Genomic DNA, 22,149 nt, shown 5'->3' on the forward strand with positions numbered 1-22,149 from the left:
GAGCCTAGGCTGTCCGCCGCTCCCGCCACGCCAGCGACACCATGAACACCACTGCCCCCAGCGCCAGCATGACGAACACCATCAGTCCCCAGTTCGCCTGGGTGACCCCGCTGCCGTAGAAGATGCCGATCAGCACTGTCGCCGTGATCGCGCCCAAGTAGCGGCAGGTCTGGAAGATCCCGGCGGCCACCCCGCGCTCCTCCGGCCGCGTGGAAACGTACATGCCCTGGCTCGAGGAAATGGCGACCACGCAATAGGGTGCACCCAGGAACGCGGTCAGGGCGAGCACCAGCGGGACGGCGAGGGAGACCGTCAGCAGCCACATCGCCGCCGACGCGGCAATGAGGAGCACGACGCCGGCGATCAGCACCCGCCGCACGCCGAACCTGTCGATCGCGCGGACCGCGAACGGCGTCCCGACCACGGAGATCGCGGCGAGCGGCAGCATCAGCAACCCCACGACGCCGGGATTGTATCCGCCTGCGGTCTGCAGCAGCTGGGGCAGGCCGAAGAACGCGAAGTAGTAGACGCCGTTGAACAGCGCGAAGCCCAGGTACACCAGCAGCAGCGGCCGGTTGCGGCCCAGCAGCCGCAGGTCCAGGAACGGCGGGCTGAACCGCAGCTCCCGCCACGCGAACAGCGCCGCGAGGAGCATTCCTCCGCCAAGCAGCCACCAGCGGTAGTCGGGCAGCACATTCAGCAGCGCCATCATCACCAGCACCAGGGCACCGATGAAGGCCCCGATGCCGGGCAGGTCCGAGTCCCGCACCAGTTCCGATACCCGGCCGCGCTCCCGGAAACCGTCCGCCGGGGCAAAGCGCCGGACAACGAGGATCGCCACCAGCGAGAGCGGGACGTTGATCAGGAACAGCGCCTGCCACCCCACCAGGCTCACCAGCAGGCCGCCCACCACGGGCCCGACGGCGGCTGCCGAGGTGTTCGCCATCTGGATCCGGCCCAGCGGCCGCGTGGACTTCACGTTCGCCTCCCGCGCCAGCGCCGCGACCATGACGACGGCGCTCGGGTACGCGGTGGCGGTGCCGAGGGCCATGAAGGCCCGCGCGACGCACAGCAGCGCGAAGTTCGGCGCGAAGGGAGCGAGCGCACAGGTCACGGCCACCAGGGCCATGCCCAGCAGGAACAGCCGCCGCGGGCCGAAGCGATCCGCGAGCCGGCCCATGAGCGGCTGGCCGGCGGCGGAGGTGAGGTAGAACGCGGTGATCACCCAGGTGACCGTGGCGACGTCGAGCCCGAAGTCCTCGCGCAGCACCAAGAGGGCGACGGCGATCATCGAGGAATTCAACGGGTTCAGCGACGTGCCCAGGCTGAGTCCGGCGACGGCCAGGCCCGTCCGGGGAGAGTTGCTCACGGCAACAGTCTGTCCTACGACGCCAGCCGAAATCGAACCGGACGCCACACGCCGCGCCGGAACCCCGGCGTCAGAGGACCTTGGAAAGGAACGCCCTGGTCCGGTGGTGCTGCGGATCGCTCAGGATCTGGCGGGGCGCTCCGGCTTCCACCACCACTCCTTCGTCCATGAAGACCAGGGTGTCGGCCACCTCGCGGGCGAACCCCATCTCGTGGGTCACCACGATCATGGTCATGCCGCTCTTGGCCAGTTCCTTCATGACGTCGAGCACCTCTCCCACCAGCTCCGGGTCCAGTGCGCTGGTGGGCTCATCGAAGAGCATCAGCTTGGGGTCCATCGCCAAGGCACGCGCAATGGCCACCCGCTGCTGCTGGCCGCCGGACAAGTGCGCCGGGTAGTGGTCGCCCTTGTCCCCCAGTCCCACCCGTTCCAGCAGTTCCTTAGCCCGTGCGGTGGCGGCGGCCTTGGACAGCCGTTTGACCCGCATCGGGGCCAGGATGATGTTCTCCACCGCCGTCAGGTGCGGAAACAGATTGAACCGCTGGAAGACCATGCCGATGTCCTGGCGCTGAAGGGCGGCCTCCTTGAGCTTCAGTTCGTAGAGCTTGTCCCCCTTCTGACGGTAGCCAACCAGCTGCCCGTCGACCGATAGCCTGCCCGCATCCACCCGTTCCAGGTGGTTGATGCAGCGCAGGAACGTGGACTTGCCCGAACCGCTGGGACCCACGATGCAGAGCACCTCGCCCGGATTGACCTCCAGGCTGATCCCGCGCAGCACCTTGTTGGTACCGAAGTTCTTCGAAACGCGGTCTGCGAGCACCATTGGCATGCCGGTCATCCCTTACCTCCAAAATCTGTGCCGAGCGGCGCGCCCGGAACCGTACCCGGACCCGCGCCGGGAACCGTGCCAACAGTGGCGGATGCCGCCGTCGGACCTGGCGACGCCGGTTCCTTGCCGGTCTTGAGCCGTCCGGTTCCGCGCGAGAACCGCTTTTCGATGAAGTGCTGGCCCACCATGAGGGCTGAGGTGAAGAGCAGGTACCAGAGGGACGCCACGATCAGCAGCGGCACCGGGGTGAACGTTACGGCGGAAATGCCGCGGGACACCCCGTAGAGATCGATGCTCAACGGAATCGCGGCCACCAGCGAGGTGGTCTTGAGCATCGAGATCACCTCGTTGCCGGTGGGCGGGATGATGATCTTCATCGCCTGGGGAACCACCACATACCGCATGGTCTGCCCCCAGGACATGGCCAGCGCCGTCGAGGCTTCCTCCTGGCCCTCATCCACGGACAGCAGCCCGGCGCGGACAATCTCGGACATGTACGCGGCCTCGTTCAGGGCCAGTCCGATCACCGCGGTGATGAAGAGGTTGGTGAAGATCTCGTTCGGGAAGCTGACCCACGGCGTCGTGAACGGAATGCCCAGCGTGAACACCGGGTAGATCAAGGCCACGATGCCCCAGAAGACCAGCTGCACATAGACGGGGGTTCCGCGGAAGATCCAGATGTACAGCCACGCCACGCTTTTCAGCACCGGGTTGGGCGAGAGCCGCATGATGGCCAGCAGCAGGCCCAGGACAATCGCGCCGATCATCGAGTAGATGGTCAGCGTCAGCGTCACCCAGGCGGCCTGGCTGATCCGGCGGTCAAAGATGTACTTGCCGACGTCGGGCCAGCCGAAGTCCGGACGCTGCGCGGCGTCTAGCACGAACACCGCCAGCATGAGGACCAGGACCACCGCCACCAGGATTCGCCAGGGATGGCGCAGCGGGACGGCGACAATGGGCGTCGGCTCGTCCGTCATCTCCGGTTCGACGCCGACGGCGGTTCCGGCTCGGTTATGGCTGGTCACCCTTTAGCTGCCACGTTCAGCGTTGCCGTCTTGACGCCACCGGATTCCACGCCCCACTTGGCCAGGATCTTGTTGTAGGTGCCGTCATCGATCAGCGTCTGGAGCGCCTTCTGCAGGACCGGGGTGAAGGCGCTGTCCTTGGCCACGGGCATCCCGTACGGTGCCACCTCGAAGGCGTTGCCGGCGGTCTGCAGCTTGTCCTTGGTCTTGGAGATCGCGTAGAGGGTCACCGGTGAATCAGCACTCATCGCGTCTACCTGCCCGACCACTAGGGCGTTGGTGGCCTGGTCCTGCGCGTCGTACTTAAAGACGGTAATGGCGGGCTTGCCGGCGTCGGTGCAGGCCTTGGACTTCGCGGGCACCTCGTGGGTGTCCTGGTAGGTGGTGGCCTGGACGGCGACCTTGAGCCCGCAGGCGTTGTTCGGGTCCACGGTCTTGCCCTTCGGCGAGGCCCACTGGATGCCGGCGGAGTAGTAGTTCACGAAGTCCACCTGCTTTTCGCGTTCCAGGGTGTCGGTGAAGGAGGACACGCCCACGTCGTCCTTTCCGGCCTTCACCGCCGGAAGGATGTTGTCGAAGGTGCCGATGTCGAAGTTGACCTTCAGGCCCAGGACCCCGCCGAGGGCGTTGGTCAGGTCCACGGCCCAGCCGGCCGGCGCACCGTTGTCGTCCTTGAACTCGTTGGGCGGGTAGTTGTTGGCCATGCCGACGTTGAGGACACCGGCGGACTTGATCTTCTCCGGAAGCGACGCCGCGAGGGAGTCGTTCTTCTGCACCGTGACGGCGTCCGCCGTGCCGGAAGCGCCGGGGGCGCCGGCTGTGGCGGCAGGTTCGCTGTTGTTGACGCAGCCTGAAAGCGACATTGCCGTGACTACGGTGAGGACGGGAAGCAGGTATCGAGTGCGCATGGTTTCCTTAGCTGTTCAGGGATTCTTCGAGACTCCCGCGACGTTGCGGGGGGCACTGTGTGCTGAATTGTTCGGGGCTGATTGTTTGGGGCCGATTACTCGGGCTGATTTTGTTCCGGGATTGTTACTGTCGGGAGCCTGGGGCTGCTGTTTCGAGGACTTCGGGGGAATGACGGATGTCGCGAAGAATTTCCCCGCCCCGCGCCTTCAATTCGGGAATGCTGGAAACGCCCACCAGCGTCATCGTACGCCGGAGTTCGTCCCCAAAGATGTCAATGATGCGTCCGACACCCGGCGATCCGGCCGCCACCAACCCGTACAGGTAGGCCCGGCCGATCGAACAGGCGTCCGCTCCGAGCGCCAGGGCCTTGAGGATGTCACTCCCCCGGCGGACGCCGGAGTCCACGTAGATCTCGATCGAGTCGCCCACGCGTTGCCGGGATTCCTGCAGGACATCCATGGGGCTCAGCATGTGGTCCAGCTGGCGGCCGCCGTGGTTGCTCAGCTGCACGGCGTCCAGGCCAATACCCGAAGCCTTCGCGACGTCGGCCGGGTTGACGCAGCCCTTGAGCACGATCTTGCCGTGCCAGGCCTGCCGCAACCCCTCGAGTTCCTTCCATCCGCTGCTCGCATCCGAGTGGCCCAGGATGTGCTGCCACATGGTCGGGGTGACCACGGAGGTGGCGGCGGGGCTTTGCGGATCCAGGTTCGGGAAACTGATGCCGTCCGCGCGAAGGAAGTTGACCCACCAGGAAGGACGCCGGGCGATGTCCGCAATGGTTGACAGCGTCAGCGCCGGCGGGGCGGTGAAGCCGTTGTGGAGGTCCCGTTCCCTGGAGCCCAGTGCCCGCGTGTCGACGCCGACAATCAAGGTGTTGAATCCGGCAGCCTCGCAGCGGGCCAGTTTGGTCTTCATCGCCTGCGCGTCGGAGGTGAGGCCAAAGTTGAACCAGCGGTCCAGACCCGGGTAGCGCTCCGCGATGGTCTCCATGGGAACGGTGCTCAGCCCGGCCAGTCCGTAGGGGAGCCCAGCCCGATCGGCGGCGGCCGCAACGGCGAGCTCGCCGTCGGGATGGAACAACCGGGTGGCCCCGGTCGGAGTCAAGGTCAGCGGCAGGGCGCTTTCTTTTCCGAGCAGCGTGGCACTGGTGTCCGGGCCGGAAACCGGGCCCCAACTGGGCATCAGGGCCCACGCGTCGAAGACGGCTCGATTGCGGCGGAGCGTCACCTCGTCTTCAGATCCGCCGTCCAAATAATCGAAAATGCCGGCCGGCAGGACCCGGCGGGCCGATTTCCGGTATTCCTCCACATTGAAAGCGTTGGCCAGCACCCGGCGTCGGCGGGAAATCACCGGGGCCTTGACCTGGATGAGCTGTTTGGCTTCGCTGATTTTCAATGACGGCCTTCCGTTTGCTGTGCTGCGTTATGGTTCAGCGTAGAAAGTGAAGCTCCGCGCCACTATGGAGATTGCGACAAATTGAGGGGCCCATGATTAGTAGCAAATGCCAAACGGGTTTTTTGGGGAAGCCATGACGACGCCTCCGGCGGAGCGGCACGCCCTGCCCACGCTGGCCGACGTCGCCCGCTCGGCGGGTTCGGAAATTCTCAGCCTCGTGGAAATGCCGGCCGATGACCGGCAGATCGTCGCCGGTTCGGTGCTCTATGACTCGACGGCCCGGCCCACCAGGTTTCCCGGCGCCGTTGCCCTGGCCATCGGCCTATCCCTCTCCGGCAAGCGTCTGGGCGCGAAAATTAGGGAGCTAAGCGAGGCCGGCTACGTGGCCATCGTTTACAAATCCAACGGCACCTCGGACGAGGTGTTGCGGGCAGCGGCCCGGGACAACGGGATGGCGCTGTTCCGGGCCTCCGACTCGGTGCCGTGGAACCAGCTCGCGGAGATCATGGATGCCGCAGTCATCCCGCACCGGCAGTCGGGACGGACCCTGGTGGACATCCGGCCCGGCGACCTGTTCGACCTCGCCAACACGGTGGCGGCCCAGGCCGGCGGTGCCATCGCGATCGCCGATCCCGAGCAGACGATCCTGGCGTACTCGACCCTCCCGGACCAGCCCATTGACGAGACGCGCAGGAATTCCATCCTGAGCCTGCACGTGCCGCATTCCGTGGAAACGGACAACGACTACCGCCGGGTCCATGCCGCCACCGATGCACTGGATGTGGCGACCCAGGATCCCCTGCTCCGGCGCACGGCCATCGCCATCCGGGCCGGCGACTCCGTTCTGGGCTCGCTCTGGCTCCTGGAACTGGCCGCCCACCCCAACGAGGACGCCAGCCGGATCCTGCGCGAAGCAGCCAACGTGGCCGCGCTCCACATCCTGCACAAACGGACCACCTACGTCTCCAACCTGACCCGCCAGATTGATCTGGTCCAACCGCTGCTGTTCGATCCGAAACGCGCCGAACTGGCGGCCATCAGGCTCGGGATCTCGGCGCCGTCGATCCGTGTGGCGGCCCTGGGCATCTGGCCATCCGATGCCATCGCGGCCGAGACCCTGCAGTCCCGCCTCCGGCTCTTCGACACCATCCGGACCGCCTGCGCCATCCGGCTGCCCTCCGCCGTCTGCGGGCTCTCGGACAACATCGTGTACATCGTTCTGCCGCAGACCACGGAATCGTCGCGCCAGTTCCAGCGCGGCGCGATCCTGAAGATTGTGCAGAATGCGCGCCGGTTGCTCTCCCGTCCGGTCCTGGCCGCGCTGGGCGTCGCGGCGACGATCGACCGCCTCGAGGAATCCAGGGTCAACGCGGAACTGGTCCTGTCCGAGCTGGTGCGCAACGTCGCGGAAGGGCTCATTGCCGCCGATTCCGATGACATCGTGGCCGACGACGACTCCCTCGGCTCACGTCTTTTGCTGCGCCAGTTCGTCTCGGCGCTGACCGCCGCCGGCCAGCTGCCCGGGGCGCACGCGCTCAGCATCGCGGCGTACGACGAACAGCATAAGAAATCCTTCGAGGAGACCATCTACGCCTACCTGAGCTGCGGCGGCAACGCGATCGACGCCGCCAAGTCGCTGGACGTGCACGTCAACACGGTCCGGTACCGCTTGTCCCGCGTGGAGCCGCTGTTCGGCATAGACCTCGACGACGCCGAAACGCGCCTGCTCGTGTGGCTGCAGTTATGGGCACGACACAACTAGTGGCTGGCTCACGCGGTTGAGGCTTGACCTGCTGCGGCTCGGTCAATCGCTGTCGATGCCCGGCTCTGTCACCGCCCGGGGCATCAGCCGCCGGCGGACGCCGGTGCGGTCGGCGCGGTCGGGTGCCGCCCCCAGGCCAGCTCACGGAGCCGGACCAGGTCCAAGGAGGGCTGGGCCGGCGGGACGCCTGGCCGGTTCTGCGGAACCAGGACCCGCAGGGCGCGGGGTTCGATGCTGCACCGCACCGGCGTGCTCATCAGCAGGGCCTCGCCGTCCACTCCGACGGGGATCTCGGGCACGTCGGCGTCGACCACCACCTCCGCCGCGACTCGTTGGATCAGGCCGTGCTTCGTGGCACGGCGCAGCAGGCCGACCGCTTCGCGGGTGCTGGCCGCGGAAAGCGCCACGGCGCCCAGAACTCCGCGGTCCAGCCGGGTCCGGCGGCCCAGGCCCGCGAGGTCGTTGCTGCCGTACGGACCGTTGCTGACCAGCACCGCCTGCGGGCCGTCCACTGTCATGCCGTCCATCTGGGCTCGAAGTCGCGCACCCTTAGCGCCCTTGATCAGGTCGGGAAGCATCTGCAGCACCGTTCCGGCCTTGTCTTCGCGGTACTCCGGGCTCTGCACCACCTCGGCGTACACGCCGAAGGATGAGTTGTTGACGAAGGTGCGGCCGTTGATCTTGCCGAGGTCCACGTGCAGCTCCACCCCGTCCCGAAGGGCGTCCAAGCAGCCCGTCGGGTCCTCCCGGTCCAGCCCAAGGTCCAGGGCGAAATGGTTGCGGGTGCCGGCGCTGATCACCAGGAAGGGAAGGTTGTGCTCGGCCGCAATGCCGGCCACCAGCGCCTGGGTTCCGTCCCCACCGGCGACGCCGAGCAGATCGGCGCCGCGCTCCACCGCTTGCCGGGCCAACGCGTCGACGTCCACCTGTCCGGGACCTTCAAGAAGGGCCACCTCGGCGCCGAGTTCCTCGGCCTTCCGCTTGAGATCGAACTTCACCACCTTGCCCCCGCCGGAACGCGGATTCATCACCAGGAAGGCATGCCGCCAGGTGGGAGCGGGGTACTCGGCCATCGCTTTGCCCTCACCCCTTTCCCGGAGGGCGGCACGGGCACAGACCACCGCCACGAACGCCAGGGCAAGGGCGATCACCACCTCGCGGAGCAGGCTCGCCTGGACATACAGGGCCAGCACCACCAGCGGGGCCAGCACCGCCAGGGCCAGCGCACACCAGCGCAGGAAACCGCGGCTGATGAGAAACCAGTAGATCGCGGCCACGGCCACCAGCACGGCGCCCAACCCGGTGACGACCAGGGCAATGGTGCCTGCAAAACCCGCAGCCACCAAGGGGACAGCCACCGCGAGGATCACCGCCGCGTAGGCCGCCCTGGCCCACCACCTCCGGGTTTCCGGGACCTCCTCGATGGACGGTATGACTTTCATGGCGCGCCCCCGATCTGCGTTACCCCGACGGCGGCCATCAGCCCGGTCTCTGCCCTGCGCTCCCCGTGTCGAGGGTGCGGGCGCCCGAGCTCTCTGCCATCCCTGGAATTCACTTTCGGCCTCTCCTTCGCCTCGAATGAATGCGGCCATCACAGAATCGGGCCGGCCGTTCAGGTCCTGATTTTTGCCACCGTCATCAAAATCGCCGAGTCTTCCTCGGCCTCCAGGCTGTGCAGTCCCGCCGGCACGATCAGCAGATCGCCGGTCTTGCCCTGCCAGGATTCATTGCCGGCCCGCAGGCGAACACAGCCGCGGAGCACAAACACGGTCGCCTCGCCCGGGTTTTGGTGCTCGCTCAGCTGCGTCCCGGCCCTGAACGCCATGACGGTCTGGCGCAGAACTTTCTCGTGCCCGCCGAACACGGTGTCAGCAGCCCGTCCGCTCCCTGCCGCGAGCGCAGCCGCGATCTGCTGCCTGGCCAGGGCATCGATCGAAATTTTCTGCATGGGCACACCGTACTCGCCTCACGCCGCGCTGCCGAGGGTCCTTCGCCCCGGAGTCTGGCCCGCACCCGGTCACCGTCCGGGGTCGATGTCCTGGCATGCACCTCAGGCCACCGTTTCTGAGTCGCGGGAGCGCCCAAGCAGCCGGGTACAGCTGCAGCCCCGTACAGTTCCATCCCCAGTACGTCACTAGCCCTAGTACGCCCTAGCTCTAGTACGCCACTGGCCCTAGTACGCCACGTCGAATCCGCCGAACTCCCCAGTCGCCGCCGAGACGGACTCTTCGACGTTGTCCACCCGGCCAGGCGCTTCCGGCGAGCGCAGCCAGCGCCGCAGCTCCAGCACCACGGACTGCGGCCCCTCGGCCACGATGCCCACGGAGCCGTCCATGTTGTTCCTGACCGTGCCGCTGAGCCCCAGCTCCTCGGCCTTCCGGACCGTCCAGTACCGGAAGCCAACCGCTTGAACCACACCGGAGACCCTGGCGTTCAGCCGCACGGGCTCACCGGAATCGGCCGGAAACTGCGCCCGGTGTTTCTCAGTCATGCTCCCAATGTAGCGCCCACAATGGCGCCGATTTTAGTCACAGTTTTTGGTCATACAGGGCTTGGGCAGACCGGGTTTGGTAGTGCAGACATAGTCTCACCACCCAGACACAAGAGGACCTTTGCCTCTTTTCGAGCGGCTGCCGTCCGCGAAAAGCTAGCTTCCGGCACTGCAACAGCACACCCGAAGTGCTCTTCCCCTTACCACCGGCGGTTACAACTGCCAGAAAAAGGACAAATAATGGCTGGACAATTCGAAATCTTCACTGACTCCGAATCCAATGTGCGCTTCCGGCTGCTCGCAGCCGACGGGACCGTGTTAGCAATTTCCACACCATTCGAAGACAAGCGCCAAGCAGCAAACGGCATCATGGCCGTTCGCGAGTGCGCCGGTACCGGGCTGATCAGCGAGGCCCGCAACAACCCTTGGACTGGACAGCGCGCCAGCAAGAATGCGTCGGCCCCGGGCCATCGTCACCTACACCGGCACCTGCCCGCCGTGTAGTTCACGTCTAGCTTGCCAGCCGGCCACACGGCCGGCTGCTTAGCTGTGCCCGGCTGCGGCTCGTAGGAGCGGCATTGAGGGCACCTCGTGCCCGGCTTGCGGCTTTCAGGACATCCTTTGAGGGTGCCCGGTGCCCGGCTGCGGCTACTTTGCCGGCTCCGTCACTGCGCCTGTCACCGCACCCTTCGCAGGACGCAGGGACGTGATCATCTTCCGAACGTCCTGGTACTCGGCCGTGGTGGCGTACAGCTTCGCCTTCTCTAGGTACGGCAACCCGGGGTCCCCCGGCGTCGTGTTCTTCGCCGGGTCATAGGCTTGGCCGAACAGCGCCCCGCTGGGTGGCCAGAGGAACAGCTGGAACATCGGGCACGACACGGGTCCGGTCTCCTCCGGCATCATGGTGATCCCGTACGACGCGATGGTGGGCGGCGAAGCGTCAGTGGCTGTGGCATCACCGCGGCCCTCGAAGACGTAGCGCGGCACAGTCTGGTCGGCCATGCCGGGTTCACTCAGGGCCTGCATCGGTTCCGAATCGATGAGCAAGTACGGCTGCTGATCGCCGCATTCGGCGCCCGTGACTATGTTGGTGCGCAGCGCGGCCATCTGCTTCCCGGCGCCGTTCACAACGTCCACGAACTCACCGCCCAGCGGCGCCTGGCCCGCCGGATCCCGGACCACCCATGTGGCCGGGTAGTCGAAGCTCAGCGTCCCGTCCGACGTCGTGAACGTCTTCCACCCGGACGACGACGGCGGGGCCCCCTCCGCAGGTGAGGTGGCCGGCGTCGTGGTCCCCGGTGTTGTTTCCGATGCTGTTCCCGTCGGCGGGGTTCCCTGCGTTCCCTGCGTAGCGGTTCCCGACTCAGTGTTTCCCGACTCAGTGTTTCCCGGGGACGGGGGGGCCCCGGACGTAGCATCCGGCGCCGAAGCAGCGCCGGATGTTGCGGGCGCCACCCCCGGTGAGCCGCAACCGGCCAGCACCAGGCCTGTGAGGAGCAGCCCCGAGACGAACGGAGCCTGAAAGACTGTGCGTCGCTGCCGCCCCACCATGGCCCGGGCCGGTCCTACTGCCCCGCCGGGTGCAGCGAGGTGATCATCTTCCTGATGTTCTTGAATTCAGAGGTCTCCATGTAGGCCTCCGGGGTGTCGACATTCGCCTCGTTGCCCGGGCTGGTGTCGAAGGGGTTGTAGACGCCCCCGAACGACGCTCCGCTGGGCGGCCAGGTGAAGAAATGGAAGATCGGACAGGCATCGGGCCCGGACGGTTTGGGCGCCGAGCTGATGCCGTAAGCCATGACGTTGGCCTTCATGGGGTCCTTCTCTGCCGGATACAGCCGCAACTCAAAGATGAAGTTCGGTGTGACACCCTGCTGGGCCAAGGCTGGGACGGGCACCAGATCTAGCAGTGAGTAGGGGATCCGTTGAGTGCATTCCGAGCCTGTGGCTACGTTGGTCCGCAACGTGGCCAGCGACTTGCCGCCCGCGGTGAGGACCTCGAGGAACACCGCGCCGGGCGAGGCCTCGGCGCCGCGGTCCTTCACGCTCCACTCGGCCGGGTGGTCGAACTCCAGCTTCCCGTCGGAGGTCTTGAAAGTCTTCCAGTCGGCCGCCGTCGGCGCGGGCGTGCCGGGTGCCGAGGGCGGGTCGGTGGGCGCAATATCTGTTGCGCCGGGCGCGGACGTCAGTGGGGGCACGGAGGGCATCGCCGGCGACGTCGGCCCCGGACCCGCGGGACCCCCGCAGGCGCCGAGCAGTGCCGCAACCAAGAAACCGGCCGATGCCGCTGAGCCGAACGCCGCGAGACGACGCATGTCACCCTCCCCCTGGGATACAAGTGGTTCGACCATTCTGGAACGTCCGGGCGCAAAAGCAAGAGCCAAAAGTCCCGGTTTGGCGGCGAGAACCGGCCGGAACGCGCCGCAGCGTGCCGTGACTGCCACCCGCTGCCGTGGCTTCTGCCGCGGCGTGACCGGACCCACGTTGACATCCGGACGATTTCAATTGCCCGCGGAAGCTTGCTAGAGCTTAACTAATGCAAGAGTTCCTGACACAAGCAATGCCGTTCCTGGCCATGGCCCTCGCCGTGGTTGCCGGGCTCGTCCTGTCCTGGCTGGTGCGCAAGCTTGTGCTCCGGCTCAACCGCAGCAAACCCGAACTGCGCGAGACGTCCCGCGTCGCCCGTATGCCCCTGCGCCTCTCGCTTTGCCTGGTGGCCGTGCGGATCGCGCTGGCCACAAGCACCGGGGACCTCGAATGGCGCCACGGCCTGGACCATCTGCTGCTGATTGCGCTGATCGCGTCCCTGGCCTGGCTGGCCATCGCCATGCTTCTCATCATCGAGGCGATGGTCCTCAACCGGTACCGGGTGGATGTCGCGGACAACCGCCGCGCCCGGCGGCTGCGCACCCAGGTGATCCTGGCCCGGCGGATCGGCGTCGCCCTGATCGTAGTGGTGGCCCTGGGCAGCGTGATGCTGACATTCCCCGCGATCCAGGCCCTCGGCGCCGGGCTCCTGGCCTCCGCGGGCGTGATCTCGATTGTCGCCGGCCTCGCCGCCCAGACCTCCCTGGTCAACGTCTTCGCCGGCATCCAGCTCGCCTTCACGGACGCGATCCGGGTGGACGACGTGGTGGTGGTCCAGAAGGAGTGGGGCCGCATCGAGGAGATCACCCTGACGTATGTGGTGGTCCACATCTGGGACGACCGCCGGCTGATCCTGCCCTCAACGTACTTCACCACCACCCCGTTCGAGAACTGGACCCGGCGGCAGTCCGAGGTCATGGGCACCGTGGAGTTTGACCTCGACTGGCGCGCACCGGTCGAGGCGATGCGCGGCGAGCTGAAGAAGGTCCTGGCCGAGACCCCGCTGTGGGACCAGCGGGTGGGGGTCCTGCAGATCACGGACGCCACCGCCGGCTTTGTCCGCGTGCGCATTCTGGTCAGCGCGGCCGACAGTGCCTCCCTGTTCGACCTCCGTTGCCTGATCCGGGAGGAATTGGTGCTGTTCCTGCAGCAGGACCACCCGACGGCGCTCCCCCACGTGCGACTCGAATCGCTGCCGTCCGCGGCTTCCGCCACGGCTTCCTCCAACGCCTCCGACGCCGGGACGGGCGCCAAACGTCCGGGCAAGACTGCCACGGCCGAGCACCACCGGCACCCGGACCCGCACGACTCCCAGCTGTTCACCGGATCCATCGAGGCGATCCAGCGCTCCAAGGCCTTCTCCGGTCCGGGCGAGGACGTCTTCGAGGACCGTGACAACGCCATCGCCTCACAGAACTAGGCCGGGCCGCTTCTACTCGGCCGCGGACCGGACAGGTCTTCCCAGCCTCCGCCAACTGGTCAATAATCAGACGTTGGCGGGACAGCAGTAGCTGCCCGCATTGTCTGCAGGACCAGCTGAGGAGTCCCCATGACGGTCGAACAAGCCCCCGCCGAAACACTAAAGGCGGCTGCCAGCGATTGGTTCCAGAGCGCCGTCGTCTATCAGATCTACCCGCGCAGCTTTGCCGACTCGAACGGCGATGGCATCGGGGACCTCCGCGGCATCATCAGCAAGCTGGACTACCTGCAGCGGCTGGGCGTCGACGTCGTCTGGCTCTCACCGATCTACACCTCCCCGCAGGACGACAACGGCTATGACATCAGCGACTACCGCAATGTCGATCCGCTTTTCGGCACCCTGGACGAGCTCCGGGAACTGACCGACGGGCTGCATGCGCGCGGCATGAAACTGGTGATGGACCTGGTGGTCAACCACACCTCGGACGAGCACCCCTGGTTCGTCGAATCCCGGTCCTCGAAGGACAACCCGAAGCGCGACTGGTACTGGTGGCGGCCGCCGCGGGAGCCCGACGCCGGTGCCTCCCAAGGGCGCACCGCCGCGGAGCCGAACAACTGGGGCTCGGCGTTCTCCGGGCCCGCGTGGGAGTTCGACCAGGCCACCGGGGAGTACTACCTGCACATCTTCTCCAAGAAGCAGCCGGACCTGAACTGGGAAAATCCCGAGGTCCGCGCGGCGGTCTACGAGATGATGAACTGGTGGCTGGACCGGGGCGTGGACGGCTTCCGGATGGACGTCATCAACTTCATCTCCAAGGACACCGCGCTCCCGGACGGCCCGGTCGCGGACGGCAAGCTCTTTGGCGACGGCAGCCCGTTCTACATCGACGGCCCGCGCATGCACGAGTTCTTGCAGGAGATGCACCGGGAAGTCTTCGCCGGCCGCAGCGGCGAGCTGCTCACCGTGGCCGAAATGCCCGGCGTGAGCGTGACCGACGCCGTCCTGTACACCGACCCCGCCCGGGCCGAGGTGGACATGGTCTTCCAGTTCGAGCACGTGGCCCTGGACCAGGAAGGCGGCGACAAATGGCGGCCCAAAAAGCTCCTGCTCACCGAGCTGAAGCAGACCCTGGGATGCTGGCAGGACGGCCTGGCCAAGACCGGCTGGAACAGCCTGTACTGGGGCAACCACGACCAGGCCCGCGCCGTGTCCCGCTTCGGCGACGACAACCCGCGGTACCGCGAACTCTCCGCCAAGATGCTCGCCGGCATCCTGCACCTGCACCGGGGCACGCCCTACGTCTACCAGGGCGAGGAACTGGGCATGACCAACATGAGCTTCGGTGCGATCAGCGACTACCGCGACATCGAGGTCCTCAACCACCACCGCGAGGCCACCACCCACCTCGGCCACACCGACGCCGAAGTCCTCGCCGCCCTCGCGCCGCTCAACCGGGACAACGCCCGCACCCCGGTTCAATGGGACGCCTCCCGGCACGCCGGATTCACCACGGGGGCCCCCTGGATCGCGGTGAACCCGAACGCCAACCACATCAACGCAGCGGCCCAGGTGGACGATCCGGATTCGGTCTACAGCTTCTACCGCCAGCTCATCGCGCTGCGGCACGCCGAACCTGTGGTCTCCCACGGGAACTTCAGCATGCTCCTGCCAGACGACCCGCACATCTACGCGTTCACCCGGGCGCTGGCTGGGCCCGGTTCAGATGGCTCCCCCGGCACTCCTTCAGACAGCACGGAGCTTTTGGTTCTGGGCAACTTCTCCGGCGAGGAGCGGGACGCAGAGCTCGGGGACGCGGCCTGGCAGAACGCCGAGCTGGTCTTGGGCAATTATCCGTCCGACGGCGGCACTGCCGATAGCGGCGGTGCCGACGGCTCAGCCACGAGTGCTGTGCGTGGCGGCGCTGGCTCGGGCGCGATGCGGGCCGGGGCTGCCGCCGCCGGCGCGATGCGCCTGCGGCCCTGGGAACTGCGGGTCTTGCGCCGGCGCAAAGACGCCTGATTGCCGTATCCGGAACACCAGCTACGAAAGGAAGCTCGATATGACTATTCCGCCGCCCCCCGAACCCGATCCGTTTCCGCCGGAACCGGGTCCCACGACGCCGCAGCCGGAGCCGGGGGACCCGTTCCCGCCCGAGCCTGGCCCGGTCACGCCCCCGCCGGTTCCGGGGCCCGAGCCGGTACCTGGCCCCGCACCCACGCCGTCACCGGAACCGGGGCCGTTCCCGACGCCGCCCAATCCTCTCCCAATTCCGGATCCCGGCCCGGTGCCGCCGCGGCCGGACCCGACCCGGTTCTAGCAGGCGTCAACCAGCGGTCACTCCGCGCAGGAACCGGCGTACCTCGGCGTTGAAGGCGTCCGGCGCTTCAACGGCGGCCATGTGCCCGACGTCGGGAATCATCACGAGCGTCGAACCCGGGATCCGCCGGTTCATCTCGCGGGCCACGCTGAGCGGCGCGCGGACATCCTCCGTACCGTACAGCAGCAGAGTGGGCACCGCGATGGTGGGCAGGACATCGCGATAGTCGGCATGTGCGTTCGCGTTCAACAGTGCCCGCATGCCGCTTGGATGGAAGTCGGCCATGATGGCGCTGGTTTCTTGCACCGCCTCCGGATCGGCACGGTCGGTGAACAAAGTGGGCAGCCATACGGGGATGAATTGCTCCGGCGGTTGCTCGAGTTCGGCCAGGACTTGCGCGTAGCGGCGCTCCACTTCCTCGGGCGGCAGAGATCCCGCCCAGCCGGCATACGCCGAGGCCAGCACCAGCGACGCCGGGATTGACGGGTATGCCCGGTAGAACTCCAGCGCAATCCCGGAGCCCATGGACAACCCAAGAATGTGCGGCCTGCCCGGCACGGCTTCCCGCAGAAATCCGGCCAGGACGTCGGCCAGGTCCTTTCCGGTGAGGTCCTGCGGCGGATCGTCGGAGCCGCCGCACCCGGGCGCATCCCAGGCGAAGACCGCGAATTCATTCGACAGCGCCTCGAGCTGCCGCCGCCAGATCCGACTGTCTTCGTAGGCGCCGTGCAGCAAGACCAGCGACGGACCCTGGCCCGCACGCTGGTACCTGATGCGTAGGCCCGCAACCTCGACGGTATCCATGAAGCAATGCTAGGTCGGTCCGCGGTCCCCGGGCAGGCTCAGGACGCGCCAACCCACCCACGATGCGCAAATGACCCAGGATGCGCAAATGACCCTGCGACACCCGAATTCGGGTATCGCAGGGTCATTTGCGCGTCGGCAGGAGTATTGGGTGTCGGTGCCTACGGCAGGACGATGTCCCGGGTGCTGTGATCGTACTGAATGACCAAGAGCCCGCCGCCGTGGTGGACCTCGTGGTTGGGTCCGTCGAAGACGCCGAACGCACCGTAGTTCTCGTCCCAGGAGCGGTTCAGGGCGATCTTGAAGGTGTAGTAGCCGGCAGGGAGGTCCGCGGCGATCTTCCAGAGCTGGTCCACCTGGTCCAGTTCCATCTGGGCTTCGTCATACTGCGGCGCCCAGTTGGCGGGCGCGCCGATCAGGACGTTGAAGTCACCGGCAACCGCGACGGCGTCCGGCTGCTCGATGGTTTCGACGCTGACAGCCGGCGCCGCCGGAGCTTCGGCTGACGCAGCCTTCGCCGCAGGGGCCTGGGCAGCGGGCTTGCGTTTCCGCACAGCCTTGGCCACAGGGGCCACAGCGTCCTCGATGAGCTTGGCGGCCTTGCCGGCAACCTTCGATGTTTTCGACGGGGCTTCGTCAGCGATGGCGACCGGCTTTGCGGCTCTCACCGGCTTTACCGCGGGAGCAGCCGGCAGCGGAGTGCCGGCCGGAACTGCAGTGCCGGCGTCGAGCGCCGCAGCGAAGGCAACAGGCTCGGCGAAAGCAACCGTGGCGCGCTGACCTTCATCGGTGATGGACCAGCCGGAGCGGCCCTTGACCAGCCAGCCGGCCTTGACCAGCTTGGAGGTGGCGGTGGTCAGCGTCTTGTGGCCGCGGGGAATGCCGCCGCTGAGGAGTTCGCTTTCGTGGTCGTTGAGGGGCACCCGTGCGATTGCCTCGCCCAGTACGGCCCCGGCGTTCAGCTTCTCGCCAGTCCATACCTCCTCTGCCAAGACATCAAGCACGGCCTTGAGCCGAAGGTTGGTGTTTTCCGCGGTGTTCGCGCCCATGGGTCTCCTTTAGAAGCAATTGATCCACCTGCATTTTGCCAAGGAAAGGCTAGTTTTTGCGAGCGGATTCCGTTAACTCTATGTGTCGTGACCCACTATGACAGGGCTGAGCGGGGTACGCGAGGGACAAACTCACCGCTACCCGCGAGTAGCCTGACGTCGGAGTACTCTTGGCCGCCATGCCCTTCCGGCAGTGCTGGAGTTGAGATGTCCCCTTCGGCAGCACTGAAATCGGCACCGTCGGACCCAGGGCGCTGGATTCGGAGCGCGGGATTCGGCAGTGCTGGACCTGGCAGTGCTGGACCTGGCAGTGCTGGACCCGGAGTGCCCGCCGGCGGACAATGAGCCGTATTCGTCCCTGTTGCTCAAGGAGCCGTTGCTCAGGAGCCGTCATGCCGAGATTCAAGGTCTGGCTGCAGCGTCACCGCCTCCCGGCGTTCTTTGTCCTGGCGTTCGCGATTTCCTGGTGCTCCTGGCCGCTCTATGCGGCCGGGCTGATGCCGCAGTTCGAATTCCTGCCGATCGGTCCGCTCGCGTCGGCGCTGATCATCATTGGCCTCGCAGAGGGAAGGGCCGGCTACCGGGCGTGGGGCCGGCGGCTGATCCGGTGGCGGGTGGGCTGGATCTGGTACGCCGTAGCCCTCCTCCTCCCGGCGGTGATGGCGCTACTCACCGGATTCGCCACCATGGCCCTCGGCGCGCCGGCTCCGGGGCTGGCAGAAGTGAGCTGGTCCGGGCTCCTTGTTGTCTTTGCAGTGCGGCTGGTCAATCCGATGGACGGCCCCCTGGGCGAGGAGCCCGGTTTCCGCGGTTATGCCCTGCCCCTGCTCCAGGCCCGGTGGAATCCGTTGCGGTCCGCGGCGCTCCTCGGCGTAGTGGTGTCTCTCTGGCATCTTCCGCTGGTCCTGTTCGGCCAGCTCAGCGTGATCGGGCTGCCCACAACCTTCGCCATCACCTTCCTCTACGTGTGGCTGTTCAACCGCACCGGCGGGAGCGTGCTGCTCACCTACCTCTTCCACATCAGCCAGGGCACGTTCACGGTGGGTTCCTTCGGCTTCTCCGGTGCCGCGGCTGATCGGGCGGAACTCATCTACTTCGCCGTCGTGGTCCTCGCGGTCCTCACTACCGTCCTCCTGGACCGGGGCGCCTGGCGTACGGCGCCTGCCTCCGCCATCGACTCAGTGCTGGTCCGTTCCGGATCAGATCCCGTTCCCCGCTAAGGAGGGATCATGTCCTCACCACTGCCGTCCCATGCCGGGCCCATTGCCCCAGCCGCCGGACTGGCCTTCGCGATTCCTAGGCCACTGCTCCCAGGCTCCAGAACCGTTCCGCCCAGGCACTTCTCAGTCCTCGGTGCTCCACTTTGCCCCGGTCTGGGCCATGTAGGCGGCTACGGCTGCTTCGGTGGTCGGATAGAAATGCTCGGGCTCGATTTCGCGGGTAAGGCCGTACCGTTCGATCTTCTCCCGGGTCCTGTGCTTGAGCTCGGCGAAGACCAGGTTGATACCCTGCGCGTTCAGCTCGACGTCGAGATCGAGCAATACGTCCGCGGCGGTGGTGTCCACGTCCGTGATCGGTTCGGCCGCGATGACAATCCACCGCGGCTTGGGTTCGGTTAGTGCCAGGTGCCGGATGTTGTCTCGGAACGGCCGGACGTTGGCGAAAAACAACGGGGCGTCCCACCGGTAGATCACCAGGCCGGGCAGGTGCTTCGCGTCGGGGTGGACGCGGATGTCGTGAAATCCTTCGTAACCCGGCACCCGCCCGATCACGGTCTCATACGGCCACCACGCCCGGCGGAAGATGTTCAGAATGGACAGCCCCACCGCAATGCCGATGCCGGGCAGAACGCCCAGGAACGCCACCCCGAGGAAGGCGGCCAGGGACAGGTAGAACTCGGTTCGTCTCTGGTGCCAGAGACGCACCGTTCCAGGAATGTCGGCCAGGGACACGGATGCGGTGATCACCACGGCCGCCAGAGCCGGCTGTGGCAGGTTCTGGAACAGCCCGGGAATCAGCACGAGCATGAGGAGGACCAGCACGGCGCCCGTCACTCCCGTGAGCTGCGTCTTGGAGCCGGAACGTTCGGCGACGGCGGTCCGGGAGCCGCTGGTGCTCACGGGGAAGCCTTGGAAGAAGCCCACGGCCAGGTTCGCGGCACCGATGCCGATCATTTCCTGGTTGCCATGAACCTCTTGGCCGGAGCGCGCCGCGAACGCCGTCGAATTCGAGATCGTGTCCGTCAAGGACACCAACGCAATGCCCAGGGCGCCGGCAAACATCAGCCCGATGTCCTGCAACGTCACGTCCGGGATGGTGAACGGCGGGAAACCTCGCGGGAGTTCCCCGACTAGGGAGACGCCCTTATTGGCGAGGTCAAACACGGACGTCGCCAAGATCGCGAGGACCACCATGACGAGCACCGCAGGGACCTTGGGCAGCCACCGTTGCAGGGCCAGTATCAGCACAATTCCGGTGATGCCGACTGCTGCGGCGGCGACCACTGTTTCGCCGTTGGCCACGCCCTCGACGAAGCCGACCAGGTCCCCAATGAAGTTGTCGCTGTCCACCTTGAACCCGAAGAGTTTCGGGAGCTGGCCCACCAAGATGGTGATTGCGAGGCCGTTCATATAGCCGATCATCGTGGGCTTGGAGATGAGGTCGGCGATGAAGCCAAACTTGGCCACGGACGCGAGGATCATGATGAGGCCGACCATGATCGCGAGCAGCGACGCGAGCGCCACCGCCTTCTGAGGGTTGCCGCCGGAGGCGACGACCGGCAGGACCGTCGCGGCGATCATCGGGCCGAGTGCGGAGTCCGGTCCCAGCACCAGAATGCGGGACGGGCCGAAGACCGCATAGGCGAACAGACAGAGGATGGTGGTGTACAGCCCGGTGATCGCCGGCAAACCTGCCAGTTCCGCATAGGCCATGCCCTGGGGAACCAGCAACGTCGCCAGGACGACTCCGGCGACGACGTCCTTGCCGAACCAGTCCTTCTGATATGTGGCGGGGACATCGAGTCCAGGCATCACCTTGCGCAGCGAACCCTTGCGCCGCTGTCCGGTCTTGGTCATATCTGCACTCTGCCGCGCGGCTCCGCCCGGCGCATCCCCCGGCAAGGGTGAACCGGCCCGCCCGACGGCCACCCCCCGCCCCGGCGCCCCCGGGGCTGTGTCCGCCGCGGAACAACAACGCGGGGTCACTTACGGCCCATCCCACGCCCCGGGATGGGCCGTAAGTGACCCCGCGACGCTTCGAGCATCCGTTGTGCCCCCGGCCCGATGGGCCTAGAGTGGCGGTCTGCCAACTGCGTGCCGTCCCGCTGCCCGATCAGGTGCCGGCGGCCGCCCCCACTGTTCTTATTCAGGAGATATCTATGGAATCCCGTACGCTCGGTTCGCTCACCGTCTCGGCCCTGGGTTTGGGCTGCATGGGAATGAGCGAGTTTTACGGTCACGGCGAGGAAAATGAGTCCATCGCCACCATCCAGGCCTTCCTCGACGCCGGCGGAAGCCTGCTCGACACCGCGGACATCTACGGCCCGTTCACCAACGAAGTCCTTGTCGGCCGGGCCATTGCCGGGCGGCGGGACGACGTCGTTCTGGCCACCAAATTCGGCAACGAACGCCGGGCCGACGGCTCCTGGGTGGGCATCAACGGCTCCCCCGACTATGTGCGCGCCGCGTGCGACGCGAGCCTGCAGCGGCTGGGCGTGGACCATATCGATCTGTACTACCAGCACAGGGTGGACAAGACCCTCCCCATCGAGGAAACCGTCGGAGCCATGGCCGAGCTAGTGCAGGCAGGCAAAGTCCGGCACCTTGGCCTGTCCGAGGCCAGCGCCGACACGATACGCCGGGCCCACGCGGTCCACCCCATCACCGCTTTGCAGACCGAGTACTCGCTGTGGGAACGCGAACCCGAGACCAAGGTTCTTCCGGTGCTGGCCGAGCTGGGCATCGGCTTTGTCCCCTACAGCCCGCTGGGCCGCGGCTTCCTGACCGGCCAATTCCGCAGCCCCGATGACTTCGCAGCGGACGATTTCCGCCGGCACTCCCCGCGCTTCCAGGGCGAGAACTTTGCCCGGAATCTGCAGCTCGTGGATCGGGTCAAGGAATTGGCGGACGCCAAAGGCTGCACCCCCGGGCAACTGGCACTGGCCTGGCTGCTGGCCCAAGGCGAGCACATAGTTCCCATCCCGGGCACTAAGAAGCGTGACCGCCTACGGGAGAACCTGGGCGCTGCCGACGTCGAACTCTCCGCCGCGGACCTCAACCGCCTGGACGAACTCGCTCCAGCCGGGGCGGCCGCCGGATCGCGTTATCCGAACATGGGCACGATCGACGTCTAGGCTCGCGACGTTCGATTCACAACTCATCCACGGACAACGCGGAGTCACTTACGGCCCATCC

19 protein-coding genes are annotated in these 22,149 nt (G+C 66.6%); 6 read left to right on the forward strand and 13 right to left on the reverse strand.

Going from position 1 to position 22,149, the window contains the following annotated elements:
• Positions 1–4: 4 nt before the first annotated feature.
• The 5 genes from AC1DEM_RS19610 to AC1DEM_RS19630 all read right to left on the reverse strand — a co-directional run bounded on the left by AC1DEM_RS19610 (position 5) and on the right by AC1DEM_RS19630 (position 5,527).
• Positions 5–1,369 carry an MFS transporter gene (locus tag AC1DEM_RS19610; protein ID WP_476885956.1) on the reverse strand — a complete coding sequence of 455 codons (1,365 nt, stop codon included), beginning with the start codon at positions 1,367–1,369 and terminating at the stop codon, positions 5–7.
• A gap of 70 nt (positions 1,370–1,439) precedes the next feature.
• Positions 1,440–2,207, reverse strand: coding sequence for an amino acid ABC transporter ATP-binding protein (locus AC1DEM_RS19615; protein ID WP_476885957.1), 768 nt, complete (start codon positions 2,205–2,207; stop codon positions 1,440–1,442).
• Positions 2,204–3,223 (reverse strand): amino acid ABC transporter permease, encoded by a 1,020-nt coding sequence (locus AC1DEM_RS19620; protein WP_476885958.1) that lies wholly within the window; start codon positions 3,221–3,223, stop codon positions 2,204–2,206. The genes AC1DEM_RS19615 and AC1DEM_RS19620 overlap by 4 nt, the downstream gene beginning before the upstream one ends.
• Entirely contained in the window at positions 3,220–4,131 is a 912-nt protein-coding gene (locus tag AC1DEM_RS19625; protein ID WP_476885959.1) for an ABC transporter substrate-binding protein, read from the reverse strand. Before AC1DEM_RS19625 ends, AC1DEM_RS19620 begins: the two co-directional genes overlap by 4 nt.
• Before the next feature lie 124 nt (positions 4,132–4,255).
• Positions 4,256–5,527 carry an alpha-hydroxy acid oxidase gene (locus AC1DEM_RS19630; protein WP_476885960.1) on the reverse strand — a complete coding sequence of 424 codons (1,272 nt, stop codon included), beginning with the start codon at positions 5,525–5,527 and terminating at the stop codon, positions 4,256–4,258.
• A gap of 133 nt (positions 5,528–5,660) precedes the next feature.
• On the opposite strand from AC1DEM_RS19630, the gene AC1DEM_RS19635 reads away from it, so the two are divergent.
• Positions 5,661–7,289 carry a PucR family transcriptional regulator gene (locus AC1DEM_RS19635; protein WP_476885961.1) on the forward strand — a complete coding sequence of 543 codons (1,629 nt, stop codon included), beginning with the start codon at positions 5,661–5,663 and terminating at the stop codon, positions 7,287–7,289.
• Positions 7,290–7,372: 83 nt separating this feature from the next.
• Here the strand turns inward: AC1DEM_RS19635 and AC1DEM_RS19640 are convergent, their stop codons facing one another.
• The 3 genes from AC1DEM_RS19640 to AC1DEM_RS19650 all read right to left on the reverse strand — a co-directional run bounded on the left by AC1DEM_RS19640 (position 7,373) and on the right by AC1DEM_RS19650 (position 9,780).
• Positions 7,373–8,731, reverse strand: a complete 1,359-nt coding sequence (locus AC1DEM_RS19640) for a diacylglycerol/lipid kinase family protein (RefSeq protein ID WP_476885962.1) — start codon at positions 8,729–8,731, stop codon at positions 7,373–7,375.
• Between the two features lie 170 nt (positions 8,732–8,901).
• Positions 8,902–9,237 (reverse strand): cupin domain-containing protein, encoded by a 336-nt coding sequence (locus AC1DEM_RS19645; RefSeq protein WP_377988253.1) that lies wholly within the window; start codon positions 9,235–9,237, stop codon positions 8,902–8,904.
• A 225-nt stretch (positions 9,238–9,462) separates the two neighbouring features.
• Positions 9,463–9,780, reverse strand: coding sequence for an acylphosphatase (locus AC1DEM_RS19650; protein ID WP_476885963.1), 318 nt, complete (start codon positions 9,778–9,780; stop codon positions 9,463–9,465).
• Between the two features lie 240 nt (positions 9,781–10,020).
• On the opposite strand from AC1DEM_RS19650, the gene AC1DEM_RS19655 reads away from it, so the two are divergent.
• A complete protein-coding gene (locus tag AC1DEM_RS19655; protein ID WP_476885964.1) occupies positions 10,021–10,284 on the forward strand; it encodes a YegP family protein in 264 nt (87 codons plus the stop codon).
• Positions 10,285–10,428: 144 nt separating this feature from the next.
• Here the strand turns inward: AC1DEM_RS19655 and AC1DEM_RS19660 are convergent, their stop codons facing one another.
• Positions 10,429–11,331 (reverse strand): hypothetical protein, encoded by a 903-nt coding sequence (locus AC1DEM_RS19660; RefSeq protein ID WP_476885965.1) that lies wholly within the window; start codon positions 11,329–11,331, stop codon positions 10,429–10,431.
• Between the two features lie 14 nt (positions 11,332–11,345).
• Positions 11,346–12,092: a hypothetical protein gene (locus AC1DEM_RS19665; RefSeq protein WP_476885966.1), complete on the reverse strand. Its 747-nt coding sequence runs from the start codon at positions 12,090–12,092 to the stop codon at positions 11,346–11,348.
• Positions 12,093–12,313: 221 nt separating this feature from the next.
• On the opposite strand from AC1DEM_RS19665, the gene AC1DEM_RS19670 reads away from it, so the two are divergent.
• Both AC1DEM_RS19670 and AC1DEM_RS19675 read left to right on the forward strand, forming a co-directional pair.
• Positions 12,314–13,564, forward strand: a complete 1,251-nt coding sequence (locus AC1DEM_RS19670) for a mechanosensitive ion channel family protein (protein WP_476885967.1) — start codon at positions 12,314–12,316, stop codon at positions 13,562–13,564.
• Between the two features lie 129 nt (positions 13,565–13,693).
• On the forward strand, positions 13,694–15,583 hold the full coding sequence (locus AC1DEM_RS19675) for an alpha-glucosidase (RefSeq protein WP_476885968.1): 1,890 nt from the start codon (positions 13,694–13,696) through the stop codon (positions 15,581–15,583).
• Between the two features lie 304 nt (positions 15,584–15,887).
• Here the strand turns inward: AC1DEM_RS19675 and AC1DEM_RS19680 are convergent, their stop codons facing one another.
• The gene (locus AC1DEM_RS19680; RefSeq protein ID WP_476885969.1) at positions 15,888–16,685 is read right to left on the reverse strand and encodes an alpha/beta fold hydrolase; all 798 of its coding nucleotides are present in this window, start codon (positions 16,683–16,685) and stop codon (positions 15,888–15,890) included.
• Between the two features lie 161 nt (positions 16,686–16,846).
• Complete coding sequence (locus tag AC1DEM_RS19685; protein WP_476885970.1) at positions 16,847–17,734, reverse strand: pullulanase X25 domain-containing protein; 888 nt, start codon at positions 17,732–17,734, stop codon at positions 16,847–16,849.
• A 392-nt stretch (positions 17,735–18,126) separates the two neighbouring features.
• Here AC1DEM_RS19685 and AC1DEM_RS19690 point away from each other — a divergent pair, with 392 nt between their 5' ends.
• On the forward strand, positions 18,127–18,954 hold the full coding sequence (locus tag AC1DEM_RS19690) for a CPBP family intramembrane glutamic endopeptidase (protein ID WP_476885971.1): 828 nt from the start codon (positions 18,127–18,129) through the stop codon (positions 18,952–18,954).
• A 123-nt stretch (positions 18,955–19,077) separates the two neighbouring features.
• Here AC1DEM_RS19690 and AC1DEM_RS19695 read toward each other — a convergent pair whose 3' ends face one another.
• Complete coding sequence (locus AC1DEM_RS19695) at positions 19,078–20,811, reverse strand: SulP family inorganic anion transporter (RefSeq protein ID WP_476885972.1); 1,734 nt, start codon at positions 20,809–20,811, stop codon at positions 19,078–19,080.
• A gap of 302 nt (positions 20,812–21,113) precedes the next feature.
• Here AC1DEM_RS19695 and AC1DEM_RS19700 point away from each other — a divergent pair, with 302 nt between their 5' ends.
• On the forward strand, positions 21,114–22,088 hold the full coding sequence (locus AC1DEM_RS19700) for an aldo/keto reductase (protein WP_476885973.1): 975 nt from the start codon (positions 21,114–21,116) through the stop codon (positions 22,086–22,088).
• The last annotated feature ends 61 nt before the right edge of the window (positions 22,089–22,149 follow it).

This window comes from Arthrobacter sp. 05T420, assembly GCF_056396305.1.

Excerpts from the sequence above, each read along its gene's own strand:
- AC1DEM_RS19685 (WP_476885970.1), bottom strand. The coding sequence starts at position 17,734 with ATGGGCGCGAACACCGCGGAAAACACCAACCTTCGGCTCAAGGCCGTG.
- AC1DEM_RS19615 (WP_476885957.1), bottom strand. The coding sequence starts at position 2,207 with ATGACCGGCATGCCAATGGTGCTCGCAGACCGCGTTTCGAAGAACTTC.
- AC1DEM_RS19675 (WP_476885968.1), top strand. The coding sequence starts at position 13,694 with ATGACGGTCGAACAAGCCCCCGCCGAAACACTAAAGGCGGCTGCCAGC.
- AC1DEM_RS19625 (WP_476885959.1), bottom strand. The coding sequence starts at position 4,131 with ATGCGCACTCGATACCTGCTTCCCGTCCTCACCGTAGTCACGGCAATG.
- AC1DEM_RS19695 (WP_476885972.1), bottom strand. The coding sequence starts at position 20,811 with ATGACCAAGACCGGACAGCGGCGCAAGGGTTCGCTGCGCAAGGTGATG.
- AC1DEM_RS19635 (WP_476885961.1), top strand. The coding sequence starts at position 5,661 with ATGACGACGCCTCCGGCGGAGCGGCACGCCCTGCCCACGCTGGCCGAC.
- AC1DEM_RS19650 (WP_476885963.1), bottom strand. The coding sequence starts at position 9,780 with ATGACTGAGAAACACCGGGCGCAGTTTCCGGCCGATTCCGGTGAGCCC.
- AC1DEM_RS19665 (WP_476885966.1), bottom strand. The coding sequence starts at position 12,092 with ATGCGTCGTCTCGCGGCGTTCGGCTCAGCGGCATCGGCCGGTTTCTTG.
- AC1DEM_RS19680 (WP_476885969.1), bottom strand. The coding sequence starts at position 16,685 with ATGGATACCGTCGAGGTTGCGGGCCTACGCATCAGGTACCAGCGTGCG.
- AC1DEM_RS19645 (WP_377988253.1), bottom strand. The coding sequence starts at position 9,237 with ATGCAGAAAATTTCGATCGATGCCCTGGCCAGGCAGCAGATCGCGGCT.
- AC1DEM_RS19655 (WP_476885964.1), top strand. The coding sequence starts at position 10,021 with ATGGCTGGACAATTCGAAATCTTCACTGACTCCGAATCCAATGTGCGC.
- AC1DEM_RS19690 (WP_476885971.1), top strand. The coding sequence starts at position 18,127 with ATGCCGAGATTCAAGGTCTGGCTGCAGCGTCACCGCCTCCCGGCGTTC.
- AC1DEM_RS19640 (WP_476885962.1), bottom strand. The coding sequence starts at position 8,731 with ATGAAAGTCATACCGTCCATCGAGGAGGTCCCGGAAACCCGGAGGTGG.
- AC1DEM_RS19700 (WP_476885973.1), top strand. The coding sequence starts at position 21,114 with ATGGAATCCCGTACGCTCGGTTCGCTCACCGTCTCGGCCCTGGGTTTG.
- AC1DEM_RS19660 (WP_476885965.1), bottom strand. The coding sequence starts at position 11,331 with ATGGTGGGGCGGCAGCGACGCACAGTCTTTCAGGCTCCGTTCGTCTCG.
- AC1DEM_RS19670 (WP_476885967.1), top strand. The coding sequence starts at position 12,314 with ATGCAAGAGTTCCTGACACAAGCAATGCCGTTCCTGGCCATGGCCCTC.